This is a genomic window from Thermincola ferriacetica (assembly GCF_001263415.1).
GTDB lineage: Bacteria > Bacillota > Thermincolia > Thermincolales > Thermincolaceae > Thermincola > Thermincola ferriacetica.
Genome location: NZ_LGTE01000014.1, coordinates 51,425 through 65,813, shown reverse-complemented (window position 1 = coordinate 65,813; position 14,389 = coordinate 51,425). Strand labels below are relative to the sequence as shown.

Genomic DNA, 14,389 nt, shown 5'->3' with positions numbered 1-14,389 from the left:
GCCGCCTAAATAATAATAAGGAGGGACAAAGATGGCAACAGTCGCCAATTATTCAAATATTTTTGTTAGGTATGACCTGGTTGGCACTGGGGATGCAAAAGGGGCAAAACTCAGCAGTAAGGACGCCGCGCTCCAGAAAGTGATACAGTGTGTACTGGAAGGTGACAGTGACAATATTGTGGATGCAGTAAATGAAGCGCTTGCAACCAAAGATCCCATGGTTGTTATCAATGAAGGTCTGATCAAGGGCATGAACGAGGTCAGTAGGTTATGGGACGAAGGTGAGTATTATCTGCCTCAGGCCATTGTTGCTTCTGATGCCATGTTGATCGGGCTGGAAATATGTGAAAAGAAACTGGGTAAATCGGTGGAAAAGAAAGGTACTGTTGTTACCCACACTGCTGAGGGCGACATCCATGACCTGGGCCAGAAAATTGTCAATGCTCTGCTGCGGGCCAATGGGTTTGAGGTTGTTGACCTGGGTAAAGACGTGCCGGTTGATGAAGTTATTACCGCCGTTAAGAAATACAATCCCGTTATGGTAACCGGTACCGCTCTGATGACAACTACCATGACGGCCTTTGAAAAGATTTCCAAACGGCTTATCAAGGAAGGCTACAAAATTCCGTTTGTCTGCGGCGGCGGTGCCGTATCCAATGAATATGTCCAGGGTTATGAGCTGGGGGTTTATGGAAAAGATGCGTCTCAGGCGCCGGGGATGGCCAGTGATGCAGTTAACGGTATGGACTGGATGCAGATAAGAGAAAAATGGAATAGCTAATTGTTATCCATCGCCCGGGACCGCTTTGTCGGGCCCGGGCAAATTTCCCCCGAAGGCAGGTATGTTATGAAGGTAGATTTGATAAACGGATTCCTGGGTGCAGGAAAAACAACGTTTCTGATCAATCTGCTTGAAACGAAAAATCCTTCTGAAAAGGTGGCAGTACTGGTCAATGAATTTGGTACCGTCGGTATAGACGGAGACCTGTTGACAGGGCATGATGCGAATGTAGTTGAACTGCCCAACGGCTGTATCTGCTGTACGCTGAAAGCAGATTTACGTAATCAGATCAGGGAAATAGCCGAAAAGTTCAAACCTGACAGGTTATATATCGAGCCCACAGGAGCAGCGACGATAAAAAACCTGCTGGGCATTCTGGAAAGTCTCAGCCTGGAAAAATATATTGAAAATATCAGGGTGATTCTGGTTTTGGACGCCGGTACTTTTATGGAGAACATGGAAAAAAACCGAGGGTTTGTGGAAACACAACTGGAATCGGCCCAGATAATACTAGTTAACAAATGTGATAAAGTCAGTCCGGAACAACTGGGATTAATCCGCGAAATTATCAGGAAAACAAACTGTTCCGGGCAGGTTCTGCTGACCAGCTTCGGAAAGGTTTTGCATAGAGATTTATCTGAACCGGCTGTACTACCGGAAACGGCCCTAAATAATGTATTGTCCGGTAATATCGGTGCAACCGGTAAACACCTTCATGACCTGCCGTTAAAAGAGTATGGACAGTTCAGTGTTCAGAGCAGCAATCTGTTTGATGTGGACAGGCTGAGGAAATTTTTTGGTCGCTTGAGTGACAATTGGTATGGGTCCGTTGACCGGGCCAAAGGAATATTCCGGGTTGCCGGCAGTCAGTGGGTTCGTTTTGACCTGGTTTCCCGTGAGGTTAGTGAGTCCTTTCTGGAAAAAGAATACACCTTTAGTAAGTTAATTGTTATAGGGACCGATTTGTCGAAGAAATTACTAAATACTGAGTTTATGAATTGCCAAAAAGGCTAAACCGGGGGTGTGACTGATTGAAAATAGGAATAGCCCTTGACTTGGGCACCAGTGGGTTCAGAGGACAGGCCGTTGACCTTGAAAAGAGGAAAATTCTTGCTACTGTTCTTACTGCCCGCCACCCCTTACCCGGGGCCAACGTGATGGATCACCTGACTTTTGCCATTGAAGTCGGGCTAGATAAAGCTCACAGTATTATAATAGATACAGTAAACCAGCTTATTGACAGACTGGGAGTGCCTAGGGAAAACATTGTCCGTTTGGCAGTGTGTGGTAATCCCATTCAACTTTCCCTGTTCGAAGAAATTGAAATCCGGGACCTGGCCTATGCCGGGGAAAGAAAGAAAAAAGCTCTGGGCATTGTACCGCCAAACCGGGATGCCAAAGTTTTACCGGCCGACAAGGTTCGCGGACTGGCCCTGGCTCCAAATGTGGACGTATTTATTCCGGCGGCGGTTAAGCATGAAATTGGCGCTGATGCTCTTGCCATGATGGTAAAGTCAGGATTGCTGGAGAAAGAAGAAATCGCCCTGGTTACTGATTATGGCACCAATGCGGAAATGGCTCTGAAAATAGGTGACCGTATTATAACGGGTTCCTGTGCCGCCGGCCCGGCTCTTGAGGGCCAGCATATTGAATTTGGCATGCTGGCGGCTCCGGGGGCAATACATGACCTTACCGAAGAAAAGGTGGGTTACAGGTGCCTGGTTCTTGACAGTGAGCTGAACAGTACATCCGGCGACCTGGTGGATATTACGTCAGAACGGGTTATCGAGGAGGGAACGGCCCCCATCAAGGGAATTACCGGCACCGGTGTTATTGCCATTCTTTATGAGGCCATGGCAGCAAATCTCATCCGTCTGCCGCACATAAAAACTCCCGATAGCAGGCTTCATCTGGGGCCCCGTGTTTCATTCAGCGAGCACGACATAGTTGAAGCGGGCAAAGCTATTGGGGCAATAAGAGCAGGATTTGTAACGCTGGCCAGTGAAGCCGGTATTGAGCTTTCTGATATTAAGACAGCATACATGGCGGGAGCCTCCGGAACGTACGTAAATGCTGCAAAGGCCCTGCAGATCGGTCTGGTACCCCCGGGGGCGGAAAAAATATATCAGGTGGGGAACACTTCTCTTGCTATGGCCAGAGACATTGTCCTTGATCCTGAACGGCTCTGGGAACTTCAGGCCCTGGCCCGTAAACTGAGGGCCAATCACTGCATGTTTGCAGAATCTAAAGTTTTTGAAAAGGCATACTTACTCGAACTATCTCTCTGGGGCGAAGGGATGCCCTGGGAGCAGTACCGGCGTTTTAGCAAGTTTTATAACCTTCCTGAGTTAATTAAACCTGTTCAGAATGCTAAAATTATCAAACTTTATGAGCGTGATATTCCCGATTTGGGCTACAAGGGAGTTGCTTATATCGATTCTGTAGGCTATCCTTGCTGTATCAATTTCCCCGGGTGTACAAAATGTGGAACATGTATTGAGAAATGCCCGGAAAAGGCTCTTTCCTTCTCGGAAGATACAGATTCGGTATTAGTGCTGCGACCTGACCGTTGCAACGGTACCGCCTGCAAACGCTGTGAACAAAACTGCCCTGAAAAAGTGTTTAAATTTTCCATGATATCTTTTGAAGCCGGTAAGCCGGTTGATAACTAAATGTTTTACGGCCGGTAAATATATAGCAGGCAAAAGCCAGGGTTTTACCTTGGCATTAACTTTAACCTTCCTCATGTCTTTTCCCCTCAGTCGAGAGGGGAATTTTTTTGTTATAAATATTTGGCGTGATGCATGGCTCATAGGCTAAAGGTACTCCTACACCTTTCGCCGTAATGTCATCCAGCGCTACCAGGTCGTCCTTGTTGACTTCACCGACAGATGTTTTGCCCAGTGCCCTGATACCTTCTATCAGTTCATCATTACAGGACTTGAGAAATTTAGCCAGGTTTTTTGCTCCCGATGCTATGTCAAACTTATCTGCATATTTTCCGTCATAATAAACAAGTTGAGTGGGCGGCTCAAAGGGGATAGGTTTTAATACCTGAGTATGGGACATGGCAAATAAAGCAATGGCGCCAATATAAGCTGCATCTGCCCCTAAGGCTAAAACTTTTAGTACGTCTCCCGGTGTCCGGATTTTGCCGGCTGCAATCAGAGAAATCCTGTCCTGGCAGTTCTGTTTTTGCAAAAATTGAGCGGCGCGGTTAATGGCAAAAATAGTGGGGATGCCAAAGTCATCCTGTAGTATGGGGGCGGACCCTTTGGTGGCTGCTTCGGCGCCGTCTATTGTGATAAAATCAACGCCTGCGTCGATTGCCCATTTCATATCCATTTCCAGGTACTTACCGGCGCCAAATTTAACGCCAATAGGAATATCGCCGGCTACGCTTTTAAGTTTTTGCACAAGTTTGGGAAGCTCCGATGGAGTGCTGACTTCGGCATGCCGTGCATGAAGTACAGCATCTTGAGCGGGAAGTACTCCAAAACCTTTTGCCAGTTTAAAGTCGGTTATTCCAACGTTATTTTTATGCCCTGTCCCGCCAGTAGCCCCTTGGCCAATTTGAATCTCAATAGCATCGGCCTGTTTCAGGATTTCATCACTCTTATTCCACTTTCCCCTGTTGTACTGTAATATTAGCTTTTTGGCTGCTTTTCTTTCGCTTGGCAGAAAAGGCCCCTCGCCTGTATTTGTTGCTGTATTGGCCATGCTGGCTCCTTTAGCCAGGGCTACTTTGGCTTTTTCCGAAAGGGCTGCACCAAATGCCATACCGGAGACCATGATAGGCAGGTCTATAATTAAAGGATGTTTGCAGTTTTTACCTATAACCACTTTAGTATCCACAGGTTGCTCAAGGGGAGTAGGCATTATATGAAGCTGTCCTATATTAAACATTAATTGGTCGAGGCTTGGAAATTTCTTGGGAGAACCCAGTGGCCGTTTGATCATCTGACCTTCCTGCGAGCGTAAATTGGTTTCTACGATAACCTGTGGTCCAAACTTAGTTGTCGCTGAAACAAACTCCCACAAATTCTCATCATAAAGGTCTGTCATAATCGTACTTATGGCATCGGTGCTTACATCATGGATAATTTTTCTGGCCAGAAACCTGGCTCCCTGATACCCCAGCGCTATTGCTAAAGACGAGAAAAACACTTTTTCCCATATTTTTTTCATCGGTGCCACCTTCCCGGATATTTTCCTAAATTAATTTTCCCAACTATAACGCACTATATTTTTCTCTATTCAAGGCAATTTTTGTATAAATAAACGTACCGCCAGACACCACCACGAAAGTCGGGACGGTACAGGGTATCTGCATGGTCTGAAAATCCAAGCGATATCCCCGCATGACAGTATTGTGGCAATAGGTTTGTACCTTTAGGAGGAAAATACCCTGCCTTGTCAAATATTTAATAACTATTAACTTGATGAAAAGGAGCAGACATGTTGGCAATTTTCGGATTAATTGTTGTGGGATGCCTGGTAGCCGCTTATTTTCAAAAGGGTTGGAACCGCTATATGCTCATTCTCTTAGCTATAGCGATAGTCCAACTGAAGTCTTTGGCTATTGGAATGAAGATTTTTAGTTTGACTGCCATTGCCGTAGTGCTGATTTATTTTCTCAGGCCAAGGAAAAAATAAAAGAACAAGCCGGGTAAATCCCGGCTTGTTCTTTTACTGCAGTTATATTTCATTGTCATCAACTAATTTAGCATTGCAGCGCTTTAAAGTTTCCAAATATTTTACCCTGTCTTCTTCATTTTGTGTTTCCAGCCAATTTTTTTTCAATTTCCGCAGATTACTTACCGAACAGTGATTACAGTTATTCTGCTGCTGAGCCCGGTTATCCATGAAAAGCCTCCCCTTTCATATTAGGCATTTGATAAGCGTCAATAAAAGATGGGAGTATTAGTACAGTTAAAATTATAGCAAGATATGGACAGGCAAGTCAATTTGGCGCCTATTCGGAATTAGTTATGGCCCTACAAACAAATGCTTATGCCCCTGCATCAAAATGAACGATACAAAAGTTGATATTTTGAACAGGTAAAAAACGCTCACAATATCTTGATTTGTGAAGGAAAAAATTACTAAATGTCGAAAAATATATTGAATTGTTCTTTACCTGGAAACTTATGGCGCTGGAGGGCATTATGTTGATTGGCCGCAAACTGGGGATTTCATCCGTACGGTCTGCAATTTTTCTTGCCATTTTAATAATGCTTGGAATTGCCGGTAATATTGGCGGGTTTCCGTTAGTTCCCGGCGTAAATCTGCTTTTTGGCAGTATCGCCGTGTTATTGGTGATAGGTTTATACGGGGTTTTTTGGGGCGTGGTGGCAGCTACTGTTTCATACGGTTCCGTTTTTTTCTGGCTACGGGAGTTTTGTCCCCTCATTATCGGCATTCTGGAAGCGGTTTTTGTAGGCATTTATTTCCGCCGCAAGAACGAAAATTTAGTATTGGCCGACGGCCTTTTCTGGTTTTTTCTCGGCCTCCCCTTGGGCTGGTTGGTTAATTATTTTTTACTACATTTAAATTTGGATGAAGTTTTGGTGGTTACTCTTAAATTCGGTGTTAACGGTATATTCAACGCCCTGGTGGCCAGTCTGATCCTAAACCACCTGCCGCTTTCCCGATGGGTTTTCAACTCTGAAGAGAAGGGAAAGGTTTCTTTTTATCAGACGGTCTTTAATCTTCTTATGGCCTTTATTTTAATTCCTGCCCTGATATTTACCGCAGTCAACAACAACAGGCAACAACGGCAGTTCACAGCAGGAAACAAAATACATATTACCGGAGAGGCGAAAGAAATTGTAGCTCATTTGATTACCTGGCGCTACGAACATCTGCATGCATTAAACAGTTTGGGAAAGATTGCTCTCCAGTCCAACATGCAGCCTACTAAAGAACTACAGAAGGCCACAGAGCAAATTAAAGACTCTTTTACTTATTTTGACCGTGTGCATGTAGATAATATTGAGGCTACGGCCATAACATTTGCGCCGTATAGGGAGAACGGCAAGCTTTCCCTGGGTGCGAACTTTGCTGACCGTCAGCATTACAAAGATATGCGGGCTACCCTGAAACCTGTGATAAGTGATGTGCTTCTGGCCCGGGTAGGTAACGCCAAGCCGGTAGTTATCATGGGAATTCCGATTGTGCAAAAAGATAAACTTCGCGGTTTTGTTGCAGGGGCTTTAAACCTGGGTTACATTTCTGATTTGCTTATAACAACCAGGCACAGTGACGAAATGGATATTACCCTTCTCGACAGAAATAACAAAGTTATCGCGAGTACCCGGCCGGCATTGCGTCCCATGCAAAGGTACAAACCAAAACTGGCCGAGAAAAATTTACCGGCCAACAATGTTTACCACTGGCTGCCGCCCGATGACGGCAAATTAACGGAACTTGCGAGGTGGCAGAATTCTCGCTATGTTTATGAGAGCTCTGTTGCTCCGGATATTCCCTGGAAATTAGCAATAGAAATACCGTTTGCTCCTTATTTAAAAGAAATGCTGCACAATACCACTGATTACTTGGCCGGTATGCTTGGATTTACCCTGGTGGCATTTCTGTTGGGCAGTTTGTTGAGCAAACACCTGACAGGCCCTTTGGCCAAATTGGCTAGTGTCACCACAGACCTGCCCTGTCGGATTTCTAACCGGGAAGAGATAAAATGGCCTTATAGTCCTTTTACTGAAATGAATTCCCTTGTTGTGAACTTTCGGTCCATGGCCGGAAAACTGCAGCAGAATTTCCTGGAATTGCAGCAAGCCAGGATGAAGGCAGAGGAAGAAAAAAACAAAATTGAGGCCATTGTTGCCGGGATCGGGGACGGAATCAGTATTCAGGATAGGGAGTATCGCGTAATTTACCAGAATAAAATTCTTAAAGAACTGATGGGAGAAGCGGTGGGTCAATATTGTTACAAAGCTTACGAGGGCAGAGAACAGGTATGCCCCGGTTGTCCGGTGGCTGTTTCCATAAAACAAGGCATTATCCAAACCGTTGAAAGATGTCCGGTATCAAAAAGAGGTCTGTTGTGTGTCGAGATTACTTCTGCTCCGCTGAAGGATGCTGCCGGTAAAATAACCGGGGCCATTGAAGTCGTGAGAGATATTACTGAGCGGAAAAAAACCGAAGAGCTTCTGCGGCAGCAGTCAGCGGCCATGCGGGCTTCCATGGACGGTATGGCTATCCTCAACACAAACGGGGAATATACTTACATGAACGAAGCCCATGCCAGGATATACGGATATGCTAATCCTGCTCAGCTTATCGGAAAGACATGGCATATTTTATACGATGAAGAAGAAAGGGACAGGTTTGAAAAGGAAGTTTTGCCCGGATTATATAAACAGGGTTATATTCGGACTGAGGCCGTTGGTCGCAAAGCAGACGGTTCCTTTTTCCCCCAGGAGGTATCCCTGACTCTGATAGAAGGAGGCGGCACGGTATGTGTGGTAAGAGATATTACTGAGCGTAAACAGGCTGAACAGGCTATTTGGGAAGAAAAAGAAAGGGCCCAGGTAACCCTCCATTCCATAGGAGATGCCGTAATAACCACTGACGGCCAAGGAATCATTACTTACCTTAACCCTGTGGCTGAGGTTCTTACGGGCTGGACCAACGATGAGGCCTGCGGCCGGCCGCTGCTGGAAGTCTTTAACATAATCAACGAAACAACAGGTCAGGTAGTAGAAAACCCGGTGACAAAATGCCTCCGTGAAGGCAATATTGTAGGCCTGGCTAATCATACGGTATTGATACATAGAAGCGGTAGAAGATATGCTATCGAAGATTCGGCGGCGCCCATTAAAAATAGAGAGGGAGAAATTATAGGTGTTGTTCTGGTTTTCCACGATGTCAGCGAAAAACGTAATATGATAGAACAGCTTACCCACCAGGCTTATCACGATCCTCTAACGGATATCCCCAATAGGGTTTTATTTAATGACCGCCTCAATGTAGCTTTGGCTCATGCCAAACGCAATAATGAAATGCTGGCAGTAATGTTCCTGGATTTGGACAGGTTTAAACTGGTCAACGATATGTTAGGCCATTCTATTGGGGACCGGTTGCTGCAGGAAGTGGCCAAAAAGCTAAGTATCTGCTTACGAAAGGGCGATACTATTGCCCGTTTGGGCGGCGATGAATTTACGCTTTTACTGCCGCAGATCAAAAGTGAAAAAGAAGCAGCCAAAATTGCGCAAAAGATATTAAAGGTTTTCCAAAAACCTGTAACCTTGAGCGGCCATGAGTTTTATATCACCGCCAGTATAGGCGTTGCCTTATATCCCAGTGACGGAGAGAAGGCAGAAATCCTGATGAAAAATGCAGATACGGCTATGTACCGGGCTAAGGAACAGGGACGCAATACGTATCAGTTATATACTCCTGCCATGAACAAAAAAATTGTCGAACGGATGGCTATGGAAAACAGCCTGCGCCATGCTTTGGAGCGCCGGGAATTGGTGGTTTATTATCAACCTTTGGTATGCATCAGGACGGGCCGGATTACGGGAATGGAAGCCCTTATACGTTGGCGGCATAAGGAATTGGGACTTGTTCCTCCGGCAGAATTTATCCCACTGGCCGAGGAAACAGGGTTAATTATTCCCATCGGCGAGTGGGTACTGCGAACTGCCTGCGCCCAAAATAAAGCCTGGCAGGATGCCGGGTATATGCCCGTGCGTGTGACGGTCAACCTGTCCGCCTACCAATTCCAACACCAAAACTTGGTGAATACGGTAGCCAAGACATTAAAACAAACTGGGCTGCATCCGCAATACTTGGAGTTGGAAATAACCGAAAGTATAGCCATGCAGGATGTGGATTATACTGTTGATGTTTTGCGTAAATTAAGGGAAATGGGGGTCCAGATAGCTATTGACGATTTCGGTACAGGATACTCTTCTCTGCGTTACCTGAAACGTTTTCCCATTAATACGCTTAAAATAGACCGTTCTTTTGTCAGGGATATTGCCTGTGACCCTAATGATGCCGCAATTGTTTCCACGATCATAGTTTTGTGTCGGAATATGAACCTGAAAGTGATCGCTGAAGGAGTTGAAACGGAAGAACAACTGAATTTCCTGAAGAATCAGCATTGCTATGAAATGCAGGGCTACTTTTTCAGTCAACCCGTTCCTGAAAAGGAATTTGAAGAGTTGCTGAAAAGGTATAATATGCCATAGTAATGGTTATTTCACCATTACAATATTATTAATTCATATTTAGTCCCGTATCAGGGAAAGATTAAAAATGGAGACGGAAAAACTAAACCAGACCGGAGGAGGTGATTCTGTGCCGGATATCAAATGCAATGTGGTAGAATGTCACTACAACAAAAACATTATGTGCAATGCGCCCATGATTCAGGTAGACCATAGCGGTGTTTCCAGGTCAACTAACTCTGAACAGACTAAGTGTGAAACATTCAAACCTAAAGCTTAAGAAAAACAACCTCCTGCACGGGAGGTTGTTTTTCTTGACAAACAAATGTTAATAACACTATAATGTTAATAACATATATATGTATAAAGCGATTTGCTGCAGGAGGTGAGAATATTTGCCTAAATGCAGATATGGCCGGCATATCCCTGCATTCGTATTATTGTTCCTGGCTCAGGAACCCGCCTACGGACTAACCCTATTTAATAAAATGGAAGAGCAAATGCCTCATAACAGGGCTGATAGCGCTGCTGTATACCGTGCTCTCCAGGAACTGGAGAAAATGGGTGCTGTTGAATCTTACTGGGATACTTCGGAACCGGGACCGGCCAAGAAGTGGTATAAAATTACTCGGCTGGGGAGAAAGAAATTGGTTGAATTTAAGGAAGATATCGAGATGAAGAAAAAAAACCTGGAATTCTTCCTGACTACTTTTGCGGCTTTGCCCGCGGTGGATGACAACGATGAATGAAGGTGGTGGATTGAATGAGCGGGGCAATTTTATATGGTTTGGCTATTGTAGGTTTGCTTTACTCTTTTGCAAAAGACCGGAAGAAAACAAAGATGGCTGTTCTTAAAGCCTGGAAATCTTTTGCGAACCTGGCGCCGCAGTTACTGGCCATTTTGATGTTCGTCGGTATATCCCTGGCAATTTTGAGTCCTGCTACCATTTCCCGATTAATGGGCGAAAAATCAGGTATTATCGGCATTATCATTGCTTCTGTGGTTGGTTCAGTCACGCTGATTCCCGGGTTTGTCGCTTTTCCGCTGGCGGCAGCCCTGTTAAAAGGGGGCGCCGGTTATCCCCAGATTGCCGCTTTTGTTTCCACCCTGATGGCTGTAGGAATAGTGACTCTGCCAACGGAAATAAATTACTTTAACAAAACGGTGGCGCTATTAAGGAATAGCTTTGCTTTTCTGGTAGCCATGATTTTTACTGTGATAATAAGTCGGGTGATGATGTGATGAATTTGCGACGGTATAGCTTTGCCTTTGTTTTTGCCCTGATAATGGTGGGTATGTATTTCTATGATCATTCTACAGGACTGAAAGCTGTCAATATTACAGTGCAAAATTTCAGGGAAATGCTTTTGTTTCTACCGCCCATTTTTATTCTGGTGGGCTTGCTTGATGTATGGGTGCCGAAGGAAACCATGATTAAACTTATGGGTGAAGGGTCGGGCCTGAAAGGGATAATGATTGCCTTTATTCTTGGCTCTGCGGCGGCAGGACCGCTGTATGCGGCTTTTCCGGTAGCGGCCGTGCTGATAAAAAAAGGAGCCAGGTTGGCTTATGTGCTTTTCTTCCTGGGGGCATGGTCGAGCACAAAACTACCCCTGGTAATATACGAGAGCGCTTCGCTGGGATTAAGGTTTACTCTCATCCATATTACAGTGAGTATTGCGGGCTTTCTTTCGGCTGCATTTTTTATAGAGAAAATGATACCTGCCCGATCCAGGGAATTAATTTATGAAAAGACCCGAAGCCAGGAGGTCTGAGTTCGAAGGGACGAACGTATTTATAAAAATCAAAATCTGCCCATAAAAAGTTTAAAAATTTCCATTAAAGGATAATTATAACCGGCAGTTTTTTTTAAAAGCGCTGCCAGCGGCAGAATATGGCTTCAGCCAAATCCACAATAGCGTACAGAATCAGTCCCAGCAGACTCATACCGATAATGCCGGCAAACATTTCGGCGTAATCCATCCTGCTCCAGGCATCCATAATGAAATAACCCAATCCTTCTGTGGTGGCGAAGGATTCTACAAAGAAGAGGACGGCAATGGCAGTACCCAGGCTGATTCTTAAAGAGGTAATGATTTTAGGCAGGCTGGCCGGGAAAATCACGTGGCGAAAAATTTGCCACCTGCCGGCGCCCAGTGAACGCATGGAGTAGATATTTTGCCGGGGCACCCCTTTGGCGGCATCGCGGGCCGTGACGAGAATCTGGAAAAAGACGATTAGCCAGATCATAAATATTTTTGACTGGTCGCCCAAACCCAATATTAAAAAGACAATAGGGAGTAGGACTATTTTGGGAATTGGGTAAACGATGTAGACCACCGGAGCGAAAAGGCGATCCAGTTTTTCAACGCGTCCCAGCAGAAGGCCCAAAGGAACTGCAGCCAGTAACGCCAGAGCAAGACTGGCGAAGACCCGGTAGGCGCTTACATAAAAGTGAGACCATAAACGCCCGGTAAAGACCTGAACAAAGGTGCGCAGGGCCTGGTAAGGTGTGGGCAATATACTGCTGTGCAGGACCAGGGCCAGTAGATGCCAACAGAGCAGAATGAAGATAAGAGCGACCAGCAATTCCGTAATTCTGGTCACTATAGCCTTCGTTTTCATATTGCGCCCACCCCCAGCATCCTGCGCAAATTATTGCACTGGGTATGAAAATGCTGAGACTGGCGAAAATTCTTGCTGCCGGAACCGGCGTTCTCGACCAGGGAAACTATACGACCTGGCCGGTCAGACATTACCGCAATATAGTCGCCCAGGTAGGCGGCTTCATCAATGCTGTGTGTAACCAACACTAATGTAAACCCGTGTCTCTGCCATATATCAAGAAGGAAGTCCTGCAGGTTTTCCCGGGTTAATGCATCAAGGGATGAAAGGGGTTCATCCATCAGCAGCAAATCAGGCTGCAGGGCCAATGCCCGGGCAATAGCCACCCGCTGTCGCTGACCACCGCTCAACTGCGTAGGGTAGTGGTGGGCAAATTCCCCAAGACCCAGTTGTTCCAGAATCGGTCCCACAATTTTGCGCTGCTCCGATGGAGCAACCCCTCTTATTTCCAGGCCCAGGCAAGCGTTCTGCCATACGGTCTTCCAGGGGAAAAGGCCGTAGTCCTGCAAAATTAGGGCTGTTTCCTGCCGCGGACCGGTAATCTTCTGCCCGGATATATAAATTTCTCCGGAAGTCGGCCGGTACAGTCCGGCGATTAAAAAGAGCAGGGAACTTTTCCCGCAGCCGGAAGGGCCGATTATGGCCAACCGGGAGCCTGTCTTGATTTCCAGGCTGACATTCTGCAGTGCCTGCACAGAAGTATTTGCTTGGTTATAGGTAAGACTCACGTTTTCCAGTCTGATCATGGCAAAAACTCCACCGATTACTTGAGTAAACTCACGTCGACCATTTCATCGTAACTGTATTTTTTGTCCAGTAATTTCTTGCCCACCATCCAGTTCAGGACTCTGTCAATATCTTCTTTTGACGGGACAGTCGGTTTGGAAAAAGTCGGTGATTTATAGGTGTCTTTGATTGGGTCGGGAATTTTGGCCTTTTCGATCAGCAGCGAACGGTATTTATCCGGATTTCTGGTTAAATTCCGTGCCGCTTCGCTGTACACCTGCACAAGTTTCTTGATGGCGGCCCGTTTTTTATCGATCGCATCTTTCCTAAACAGCAAAACTACCTGTGAAACATTGGTTTTTATCTTGGTATCGTCAATGATTACCTGCGCTCCCTGTTTTTCTGCCAAACTGGCCAGCGGGTCAGGCAGCAGGGCGGCTTTGACCTGATTGTTGGTCAGCATTTGCAAGCGGATAGGCATTTTGGGTACGCTGATTTTTTTGATTTCTGCAGGGGCGAAACCGGCGCCCAGCAACAATTGGTCTGTGATATATTCTATAATGGTATTTTCCGATACGGCAATGGGCACATTTTTTAATTCTTCGACCCTGGTAATATTTGATCCGGGAGCTGCCAGGAGGACAAACCGTCCTTCCTGCGGAGTGGCGCCCAGGGTAATAGACGAAATGCGCACATCGGTGCCGCCTTTTTTAAGCAATGCTGCTGCCACCAGGTCGGCAGCTTCACCGTCTATCTGGCCTGCCTGTAAGGCTGCATCCCGCTCTGCAGCGCTTTGGAAGGGTATCAGTTTAACCTTTAAGCCGGCCTTTTCAAAGGCGCCTTCCTGTTCGGCAATAAAAAAAGGCAGGTTATCTTCTATAAAAAGTACGCCTATGTTGAGGGGCTGGTTTAAAGTATTTTCGGCAGTTGATTTGGGGGTTGTCGCTTTTTGACAGCCGGTCAGGCCTGTGAAGGCTGTTAAACAGACTAAAATAGAGATAACAAATTTTTTCAAGTTGTTCTCCTCCTTTTTGCGACTTCCTTTTTGGGCCTTTTCGT

14 protein-coding genes are annotated in these 14,389 nt (G+C 45.8%); 9 read left to right on the top strand and 5 right to left on the bottom strand.

Features of this window, described 5'->3' with window-relative positions:
- Positions 1–31 precede the first annotated feature (31 nt).
- From Tfer_RS09960 to Tfer_RS09950, 3 genes are all read left to right on the top strand, one after another.
- Positions 32–781: a cobalamin B12-binding domain-containing protein gene (locus Tfer_RS09960; RefSeq protein ID WP_052218277.1), complete on the top strand. Its 750-nt coding sequence runs from the start codon at positions 32–34 to the stop codon at positions 779–781.
- A 66-nt stretch (positions 782–847) separates the two neighbouring features.
- Positions 848–1,795 (top strand): CobW family GTP-binding protein, encoded by a 948-nt coding sequence (locus Tfer_RS09955; protein WP_152909029.1) that lies wholly within the window; start codon positions 848–850, stop codon positions 1,793–1,795.
- A gap of 17 nt (positions 1,796–1,812) precedes the next feature.
- Entirely contained in the window at positions 1,813–3,453 is a 1,641-nt protein-coding gene (locus tag Tfer_RS09950) for a methylamine methyltransferase corrinoid protein reductive activase (protein ID WP_052218275.1), read from the top strand.
- Positions 3,454–3,514: 61 nt separating this feature from the next.
- Here Tfer_RS09950 and Tfer_RS09945 read toward each other — a convergent pair whose 3' ends face one another.
- Complete coding sequence (locus Tfer_RS09945) at positions 3,515–4,969, bottom strand: FMN-binding glutamate synthase family protein (protein WP_052218274.1); 1,455 nt, start codon at positions 4,967–4,969, stop codon at positions 3,515–3,517.
- A gap of 270 nt (positions 4,970–5,239) precedes the next feature.
- Here Tfer_RS09945 and Tfer_RS09940 point away from each other — a divergent pair, with 270 nt between their 5' ends.
- Complete coding sequence (locus Tfer_RS09940; RefSeq protein ID WP_013119877.1) at positions 5,240–5,437, top strand: hypothetical protein; 198 nt, start codon at positions 5,240–5,242, stop codon at positions 5,435–5,437.
- Positions 5,438–5,479: 42 nt separating this feature from the next.
- On the opposite strand, the gene Tfer_RS16560 is transcribed toward Tfer_RS09940, so the two are convergent.
- Positions 5,480–5,647 carry a hypothetical protein gene (locus tag Tfer_RS16560; RefSeq protein WP_160315552.1) on the bottom strand — a complete coding sequence of 56 codons (168 nt, stop codon included), beginning with the start codon at positions 5,645–5,647 and terminating at the stop codon, positions 5,480–5,482.
- Between the two features lie 302 nt (positions 5,648–5,949).
- Between Tfer_RS16560 and Tfer_RS09935 the strand changes: the two genes are divergently transcribed.
- From Tfer_RS09935 to Tfer_RS09915, 5 genes are all read left to right on the top strand, one after another.
- Entirely contained in the window at positions 5,950–9,999 is a 4,050-nt protein-coding gene (locus Tfer_RS09935) for an EAL domain-containing protein (protein WP_052218273.1), read from the top strand.
- Positions 10,000–10,108: 109 nt separating this feature from the next.
- On the top strand, positions 10,109–10,258 hold the full coding sequence (locus Tfer_RS09930; protein ID WP_095522510.1) for a DUF1540 domain-containing protein: 150 nt from the start codon (positions 10,109–10,111) through the stop codon (positions 10,256–10,258).
- Positions 10,259–10,373: 115 nt separating this feature from the next.
- Complete coding sequence (locus tag Tfer_RS09925) at positions 10,374–10,727, top strand: PadR family transcriptional regulator (RefSeq protein WP_052218272.1); 354 nt, start codon at positions 10,374–10,376, stop codon at positions 10,725–10,727.
- A gap of 14 nt (positions 10,728–10,741) precedes the next feature.
- On the top strand, positions 10,742–11,221 hold the full coding sequence (locus Tfer_RS09920) for a hypothetical protein (RefSeq protein WP_052218271.1): 480 nt from the start codon (positions 10,742–10,744) through the stop codon (positions 11,219–11,221).
- Entirely contained in the window at positions 11,221–11,754 is a 534-nt protein-coding gene (locus tag Tfer_RS09915; protein ID WP_052218270.1) for a permease, read from the top strand. Before Tfer_RS09920 ends, Tfer_RS09915 begins: the two co-directional genes overlap by 1 nt.
- A gap of 94 nt (positions 11,755–11,848) precedes the next feature.
- Here Tfer_RS09915 and Tfer_RS09910 read toward each other — a convergent pair whose 3' ends face one another.
- Genes Tfer_RS09910 through Tfer_RS09900 form a run of 3 tightly spaced genes read right to left on the bottom strand, consistent with a single transcriptional unit; the run spans position 11,849 to position 14,345 of the window.
- Entirely contained in the window at positions 11,849–12,604 is a 756-nt protein-coding gene (locus Tfer_RS09910; RefSeq protein ID WP_013119886.1) for an ABC transporter permease, read from the bottom strand.
- Positions 12,601–13,350, bottom strand: coding sequence for an ABC transporter ATP-binding protein (locus Tfer_RS09905; protein WP_052218269.1), 750 nt, complete (start codon positions 13,348–13,350; stop codon positions 12,601–12,603). Before Tfer_RS09905 ends, Tfer_RS09910 begins: the two co-directional genes overlap by 4 nt.
- A 17-nt stretch (positions 13,351–13,367) precedes the next feature.
- A complete protein-coding gene (locus Tfer_RS09900; protein ID WP_052218268.1) occupies positions 13,368–14,345 on the bottom strand; it encodes an ABC transporter substrate-binding protein in 978 nt (325 codons plus the stop codon).
- Positions 14,346–14,389: the final 44 nt, after the last annotated feature.

What these genes read in the sequence shown, in the direction of transcription:
- Tfer_RS16560 (WP_160315552.1), bottom strand. Translation starts at nt 5,647, where the DNA reads ATGGATAACCGGGCTCAGCAGCAGAATAACTGTAATCACTGTTCGGTA.
- Tfer_RS09940 (WP_013119877.1), top strand. Translation starts at nt 5,240, where the DNA reads ATGTTGGCAATTTTCGGATTAATTGTTGTGGGATGCCTGGTAGCCGCT.
- Tfer_RS09945 (WP_052218274.1), bottom strand. Translation starts at nt 4,969, where the DNA reads ATGAAAAAAATATGGGAAAAAGTGTTTTTCTCGTCTTTAGCAATAGCG.
- Tfer_RS09920 (WP_052218271.1), top strand. Translation starts at nt 10,742, where the DNA reads ATGAGCGGGGCAATTTTATATGGTTTGGCTATTGTAGGTTTGCTTTAC.
- Tfer_RS09955 (WP_152909029.1), top strand. Translation starts at nt 848, where the DNA reads ATGAAGGTAGATTTGATAAACGGATTCCTGGGTGCAGGAAAAACAACG.
- Tfer_RS09915 (WP_052218270.1), top strand. Translation starts at nt 11,221, where the DNA reads ATGAATTTGCGACGGTATAGCTTTGCCTTTGTTTTTGCCCTGATAATG.
- Tfer_RS09935 (WP_052218273.1), top strand. Translation starts at nt 5,950, where the DNA reads ATGTTGATTGGCCGCAAACTGGGGATTTCATCCGTACGGTCTGCAATT.
- Tfer_RS09960 (WP_052218277.1), top strand. Translation starts at nt 32, where the DNA reads ATGGCAACAGTCGCCAATTATTCAAATATTTTTGTTAGGTATGACCTG.
- Tfer_RS09905 (WP_052218269.1), bottom strand. Translation starts at nt 13,350, where the DNA reads ATGATCAGACTGGAAAACGTGAGTCTTACCTATAACCAAGCAAATACT.
- Tfer_RS09910 (WP_013119886.1), bottom strand. Translation starts at nt 12,604, where the DNA reads ATGAAAACGAAGGCTATAGTGACCAGAATTACGGAATTGCTGGTCGCT.